Here is a 6,768-nt window from a genome sequence, read left to right as displayed (position 1 = left end):
TAACCATCACGTAGCAGGGCATTCATCCTGACGACTCGATATGAAACACACTATTCAAAACTATAACCACTGTAATATCAAAGTGTAGAGGCCGGCGAACCGGAGCATATGAAGGTGTATTTGACGCGAAAGCGTCGCGCAGAGTTTATTTTGTTTATTTTATTGGAACATTTATATGGGAATCGATCTATTATTTAACGGCGTGAATTCAATTCACTGTCCTGATTTGTCCCCCGACCATGGGGACAGCGCTGTCACTTTCGCGCGCCAGCGATTCGCGTCAAGACGCCGGGATGAAAGCAAACCCCATTTTTCAAGCGCCGCGACTATCGACGCCCCCTGCCACTAACGACAACTCCACAAAGGCCAAGATGGAAAAGATTCTATTGATGATCGCCATTGATTATCATGAACAGGCTCGGGCTGAAGTCGCTCGACTTGTTCTTTCATGCACCAGACTCAAGGCAGCAGGCGTCGACACCGAGCTGCTCGATAAGCGTCTCGAGACAGCAAGGGAAGTCGAACGGTGCATCAGAGATGAAATGCTGCGCTGCCCCACAGAATATATTGAGAATGCTGCCGCCAAGGTCGTGCATCTACGCCGGACCTTTACGCAGGACCATGCGACAAGCGAGGCGGGTGGGCGCTAATTCTCCCATAACTATCCTGGCGGCAATTGTCGCTTGTTGCACAGAAGTGGCCCCGTCATTGGCGGGGCCGCTTTGCATTTATCGCTTCGAAAAACGTGTGACCAATCCATTGCTGCAGTAACGAATCCCCCGCCCTATTTGAGAAACATTTCAGAAACGAAACACCACATGCGGGAAATAGCGCCGAAACATCCGCATCCGATAAAGAGGCAGGTGGAACGATTCTACACCTGCGCGTTGCAGTCCCTCCTCTTCTGTTACCCACCAAAGGAAACCCAAGGATATGAAAACGTCTCTTTACTCGGCTCTCGGCCTCGCTATCGCCCTCGCCGTCTCCGCACCAGTGCTTGCCACGAGTGCAAGCGCTGCTGAACCGATCCATCACAGGCACCACCGCGTCTATCATCATCATCATCATCACGTCGTGCATCATCCAAAGCATCATGCATGGCACAAGCATCATGGAAAGCCCGTCTACAAACACGCATAAGACAGAACATACAAACATATGGGCCGGTTATCAGTCGATGATGACCGGCATCTTCATTGCACTCTGCCCGGAGACCATTTGGAACGTCGCACCGGCGGCCGCGCGAACGAACCGCCCGGATATGCGTGCTTTTTCACGCATTGGAACAACACGTTCTCAAAAGTGATCGCCCCATTTTGATCCTTGCCTCATAGCTGACCGTTATTCATCCGAGGTTCAGAGAATTGGACTTATGTCTAATATCTCAGGGACGTTTAAGTGTTGAAAGCCTTCGGTCAAAGATGGGCTTTCACTGGAGGTACAATGAGAAAGTTGATTTCAGCCCTAAGCGCGGTTTTGGTATCGATCGGGACACTTGTTCCAGTCGAAACGGCCAGCGCCGCGCCTATGACGATTCAGCAGCCAGTCGAGACCTCGAAGGCTGCTCCGAACGCAAATGTCGAAACCGTCCACTATCGTGACCGGTGGGATCGCCGGCATCATCGCCGCTGGGACCGCAGGCACTACGGTTGGGAACGCAGGCATCATCGCCGCTGGGATCGCAGGTATTATGGTGACCGGTATTACCGCCGCCCTTACTACCGGGATCGCCCATACTATCGAACCTGGGATGACCCTTACCGTTACCGCAGGAGCGGGGTCTATCTACAGTTCTGACACCATAAAAAGCCCCGGCGCCCAGACGCCGGGGCTTTTTGCTATCGCTAACAAACGAAAATGTGATCAAAATGATCACGTGCTTTTCGCAATGTATAATCTAGAGTGCCCACCGGAAGCCCTTGAAGCCACACTACTTTAGCCACAAGAGTCGGAGACACCCCATGAACAGACTGATTTCGTTTGCTGCGGCGCCTTTGCTTGCCATCGCACTTTCGGCACCGGCAAGCGCCGATGCGCTCGCTGACCGCCAGGCGCTCATGAAGGATCAGGGCAAGACCGTCGGCAGCATCACACCGATCATCAAAGGCGAAAAGCCGTTCGACGCCGATGCGGTAAAGGCCGCACTGGTACACCTGAACGAGGATGCGCAGAAGATCGATGTGGCGACGCTGTTCCCAGCGGGCTCGGACCAGGGCAAGACCACCGTTTCGCCGAAGATCTGGGAAGACAATGCCGGCTTTGTCGCCGCCGTAGCGAAATACAAGAAAGACGCAGCCGCGGCAGCAGAAGCCAACCCGAAGGACCTCGATAGCTTCAAGGTCGTCTTCAACCAGGTAGCCGAAAATTGCGCTTCCTGCCACAAAGCGTTCCGCATCAAGAAAGACTAGGTAAAAGGATGATGCGCAAGCGCGCATTGCTCATCATCATTCTGGCACTGATTGGCGGGGCCGGTTTCTGGTTGCTCTCGGCGCCCTCCCATGTCGACCCGGCAAAGCTTGCCGCGGCAGCTCCCGGCGATCCGCAACGCGGCATGAGCATCTTCTGGCAAGGAGGCTGTGCCTCCTGCCACGCAGCCCCGGGTGCCAAGGGCGATGCGCGGCTGGTACTGGCGGGCGGTGTCAACCTCGTCACCCCGTTCGGCACCTTCGTGACGCCAAACATTTCCCCATCGAAGCAAGGCATCGGCGACTGGTCCTTCGCCGATCTCGCCAATGCGATGATGGAAGGTGTCTCGCCGGATGGCAGGCATTTTTATCCGGCCTTTCCCTATACATCCTATGCGCGCATGCAGGTGCAGGACATCGCCGATCTTTACGCTTTCCTGAAGACCCTGCCTCCATCCGATAATGTCGCCGGGCCGCACAAGCTCGGTTTTCCTTTCAACGTCCGGCGCGGCATTGGTCTGTGGAAGCGGCTCTTCCTTTCGCCGCAGCCGGTCCTCACGCTGGCCAATGCCACCGATGTGATCAAGCGCGGGCAATATCTGGTGGAAGGCCCGGGCCATTGCGGCGAATGCCATACCCCCCGCGATGTCATTGGCGGGCCGGACAACACGCAATGGCTGGCGGGCGCCAAGGCGCCGGAGGGCAAGGGCGTCATCCCGAACATCACCGGCGGCAAAGGCGGCATCGATTCCTGGTCTGAAAAGGACATTTCCTATGCGCTGGAGAGCGGTTTCACGCCGGATTTCGACTCGCTCGGCGGCTCGATGACCGACGTGGTTCTCAATATGGCACATCTCGAGCCTGCGGATCGTGACGCGATCGCCGCCTATCTCAAGGCTGTGCCCGCGCATCCGAACGGCTTTCCAGCGACGAAGTGATTTCGCCGCCTACGCCAAAACAGGCATGATTTTCCCCATCCCCGCGATTGTTCGCACGTTCTGACGTCGCCGACGCTGATCCGTTCCGTCATCCTTTGCCGAAGCCAACGTTATTGGAAAGGGATGCCTCGCATGATCAATCGCAGACAAACTCTCGCATTGCTGGGCGGTGCCGCCGCTGCAACCGCTCTGCCCTTCGCAGCGCATGGAGCTTCAGCATCGCCTAAGACACTCCGCATCGGCTGGCAGAAAAATGGCGTTCTGGCACTGGCCAAGGGCAATGGTGCACTGGAAAAGCGTTTTGAACAGCGCGGCATTACCGTCAGCTGGTCGGAATTCTCTTCCGGCCCCCCGCTCCTCGAGGCACTCGGTGCCGGTGCTATCGATTTCGGCCCGACAGGCGATGTGCCACCGCTTTTCGCACAGGCAGCGGGCGGAAATCTGGTCTATGCCGGAACCTATCGGGGCCCACCGGCGGGTTCGGCAATTCTTGTCCACAAGGATTCGCCATTGCAGTCCATAGCCGACCTCAAGGGCAAGCGCGTCGCCTTCAAACGCGGTTCGAGCGCCCACAATTTCACGGTCAAGGCTTTGCGGACGGCCGGGCTGGCCGTGACTGACATCGTTGCATCCGACCTCTCGCCTCCCGATGCGGCCGCTGCCTTCACTGCAGGTCAGATCGACGCCTGGACAATCTGGGATCCCTATTTTGCCGTAGCCGAGAAGCGCCCGGAAGCGCGGGTTCTGGCAACCGGGAAAGGCATCGTCGAGTCCTGGTCGTTCTTTCTCAGCAATGGCGAGTTTGCTGCTTCGCATGGGGATGTTCTGGCGGATGTCCTCGATGAGCTGACGCTTGTCGGCCGGTCAGCGCAAGACAATCTCGACGAAACAGTCCGGATCCTTGCGAAGATAACCGGCGTGCCGGAGGATATCCAGAAGGTTGTCCTGACGCGCGAGGGCGCGGATCTTGGCAGGGTGGCGGGCGTTACGCCGGAAGCCATTGCCTATCAGCAGGCATTGGCCGATGAGTTCTTTGACCTCAAGATCGTGCCGAAGAAGCTCAATGTCAGCGATATCGTATGGCGGGCCAAGCAGGCATGACGAGGTTCCCTGATTTGAAATAACCAGTCGGGCGCAGCTTCCATTGCGCCCGGCTTTATCTCATGATGCCGGCAACGACTCGATGCGCTATCAGAAACGTTTCCGGCTCAGAGCCCGCTCTAAATGAAGATTGCCACATTCAACGTAAACGGTATCAACGGCCGGTTGTCTCTCCTTTTGCGATGGCTTGCGGAAGCCCAGCCGGACGTCGTCTGCTTGCAGGAGCTCAAGGCGCCTCAGGAAAAATTTCCAGAGAGTGCGATAAACGCCGCGGGATATAATGCGATCTGGCACGGACAGAAAAGCTGGAACGGCGTCGCCATTCTTGCCAAGGGCACTGAGCCCATCGAGACCACACGCGGCCTGCCCGGAGAACCGGACGATAACCACAGCCGCTACATCGAAGCGGCAGTGAATGGCGTCCTGATCGGATGCATGTATGTTCCAAACGGGAATCCGGCACCTGGCCCGAAATTCGATTACAAGCTGCGCTGGTTTGAACGTGTTTCGCAACGCGCTCAGGAACTGCTTGCGACAGGCGCGCCCGTCGTACTTGCCGGCGATTATAATGTCATGCCGACGGATCTCGATGTCTACAAGCCCGGGCGCTGGACCGACGACGCGCTTTTCCGCCCCGAAGTCAGAGAGGCCTTCGCGAAGCTTGTTGCGCAAGGGTGGACCGACGCCATTCGCCACCTGCATCCCGACGAGAAAATCTACACGTTCTGGGACTATTTCAGAAACGCCTGGGGCCGCAACGCCGGCCTGCGCCTCGATCACTTCCTGCTCAGTCCATCGATCGCCAATCGATTGAGCAGCGCCGATGTCGATCGTCATGTCAGGGGCTGGGACCACGCAAGCGACCATGCTCCCGCCTGGATCGTTTTGGATTAACCGCCGATCAGAACCTGACCGTCAGATCGGCTTTGACCGCATTGTCGCGGGCGCTGTCCGAGAACTGCCCGCTATAGGTCAGGCCGAGCGTCGTGGCTTTGCCGAATCCCACATCGAACCCCGCCTCGACGATGCCCATATCTTGCGCGACCGGCAGGCCTTTGACGTCAAATGGCTGGCCGCCGGCAAAGGCCAGCTTTGCTGCCGGAGTTACGTCGCCAAAGGCATGGCTCCAGTCGAGAAGTCCCCGCGCCGTCAGGCTGATCGTGTCGCTCAAGGCAAAGCTGCGCGATGCCCGAAGGCCGAGTGTCGTTGTCGTCAGGTCGCTCGTCCCGCCAAGCCCGGTCAGATTGCTGACCGTGCCGCTTTCCAGAAAGCTGTCTGTCTTCAGATGCACATAACTCGCCGCGGCGAAAGGCTCGAACTTGGCATAGCCTGTCTTCACCGAATAGCCGAGCTCGCCGAATACCTGCACGGTCTCGGCATCGTAGGAAGCGCTGTGTCTGTTGAGAAGATTGCCGAACACCGCCGTGCGGTCCGTATCGATCTCGTTCTGGGTCAGGGCCGTGCCGAGACTCAAGGTGAGATTGTCCCACGCGGCGCCGCCATATAGCCCGACGGAGTAGCTGTTGAACGAGGCATTCGAAGCGCCGCTATCCAGCGAAGTATTGCCATAGCCGGCGAGCACGCCCATGCGCCATGTCTCTGCCACCACGCCGTCGAGCCCGGTGACGAAGCCGCCAATATTGCGGCTATAGCCCGCAGCATTGCCGTCGCCGCCCGCATGCGCCCATCCGCCATAAGCCTCGCCCCACAGGGCGGCCGTGGCCGGTGCCGGGATTACTGATGCGAAAGCATCGCTGGTCTTGGCGCGTTGCGCCGGAGCGTAAGTCAAGGGTGACGCTATCACCGCCTGCTCCTTGACGGTGACCCCGTCGAAGGCAGCCCGGATACGGTTTTGCGCCGCATTGCCGATCACGCTTGCATCCTTGGCAAGCGCGCCGGAAAGCGTCGCATGGGCTTCGCCGGAGAGATTGTCATAAGGCAAGACTTCGCCGCGCTCTTTCAGGAAAATCGTATTGGTCAGCGCGTTGCCATAGCCAAGCGCCTTGACCGCATCGAACACGGCCTTCTGATTATGCGTCGCCTTATCGGCATTCTCAATCGTTAGCCCTGCCACGGCCTGCTTCAGCATTTCGATTTGCAACCGTTTGGCTCCATCCTGTGCCGCCAGAAGATCGGCGGCCGCCTTGTCGGCTGCCAGTTTGTCCGCTGCCAGCCCTTCCGCCTGCAACCGTTTGGCTTCATTCTGCGCCGCCACAATATCGGCTTTCAGTTTGTCGGCGATTTTTGCCTTCTCCACATCCGTAAGATCAAAGCCGAGGCTGACTTTACCGGCATCGCTGTAGTCCAGCAGCCCGATGATATAG

General features: G+C 57.8%; 8 protein-coding genes. 7 read left to right on the top strand and 1 reads right to left on the bottom strand.

Translation table 11 applies throughout. From position 1 onward, the window contains the following. The first annotated feature begins 293 nt into the window (after nucleotides 1-293). The 7 genes from ACXJ5O_RS15425 (at nucleotide 294) to xth (ending at nucleotide 5,338) form a co-directional block, all read left to right on the top strand. The gene (locus tag ACXJ5O_RS15425) at nucleotides 294-650 is read left to right on the top strand and encodes a hypothetical protein (RefSeq protein WP_457300656.1); all 357 of its coding nucleotides are present in this window, start codon (nucleotides 294-296) and stop codon (nucleotides 648-650) included. 283 nt (nucleotides 651-933) lie between these two features. Next, on the top strand, nucleotides 934-1,140 hold the full coding sequence (locus ACXJ5O_RS15420; protein WP_158482189.1) for a hypothetical protein: 207 nt from the start codon (nucleotides 934-936) through the stop codon (nucleotides 1,138-1,140). Between the two features lie 303 nt (nucleotides 1,141-1,443). Beyond that, on the top strand, nucleotides 1,444-1,797 hold the full coding sequence (locus tag ACXJ5O_RS15415; protein WP_457300655.1) for a hypothetical protein: 354 nt from the start codon (nucleotides 1,444-1,446) through the stop codon (nucleotides 1,795-1,797). A 164-nt stretch (nucleotides 1,798-1,961) separates the two neighbouring features. Then, on the top strand, nucleotides 1,962-2,408 hold the full coding sequence (locus tag ACXJ5O_RS15410) for a c-type cytochrome (protein ID WP_457300654.1): 447 nt from the start codon (nucleotides 1,962-1,964) through the stop codon (nucleotides 2,406-2,408). 8 nt (nucleotides 2,409-2,416) lie between these two features. Continuing rightward, on the top strand, nucleotides 2,417-3,343 hold the full coding sequence (locus tag ACXJ5O_RS15405; RefSeq protein WP_457300653.1) for a c-type cytochrome: 927 nt from the start codon (nucleotides 2,417-2,419) through the stop codon (nucleotides 3,341-3,343). A 132-nt stretch (nucleotides 3,344-3,475) separates the two neighbouring features. After that, entirely contained in the window at nucleotides 3,476-4,444 is a 969-nt protein-coding gene (locus tag ACXJ5O_RS15400; protein WP_457300652.1) for an aliphatic sulfonate ABC transporter substrate-binding protein, read from the top strand. A gap of 123 nt (nucleotides 4,445-4,567) precedes the next feature. After that, nucleotides 4,568-5,338, top strand: coding sequence for an exodeoxyribonuclease III (gene xth, locus ACXJ5O_RS15395; protein WP_457300651.1), 771 nt, complete (start codon nucleotides 4,568-4,570; stop codon nucleotides 5,336-5,338). A gap of 7 nt (nucleotides 5,339-5,345) precedes the next feature. Here the strand turns inward: xth and ACXJ5O_RS15390 are convergent. After that, on the bottom strand, nucleotides 5,346-6,768 hold a 1,423-nt coding region (locus ACXJ5O_RS15390), incomplete at its 5' end, for an autotransporter outer membrane beta-barrel domain-containing protein (protein WP_457300650.1).

This window comes from Phyllobacterium sp. P5_D12 (assembly GCF_054049495.1).
Note: the sequence above shows the minus strand (reverse complement) of the source record. Positions and strands in the feature narration are given on the sequence as shown.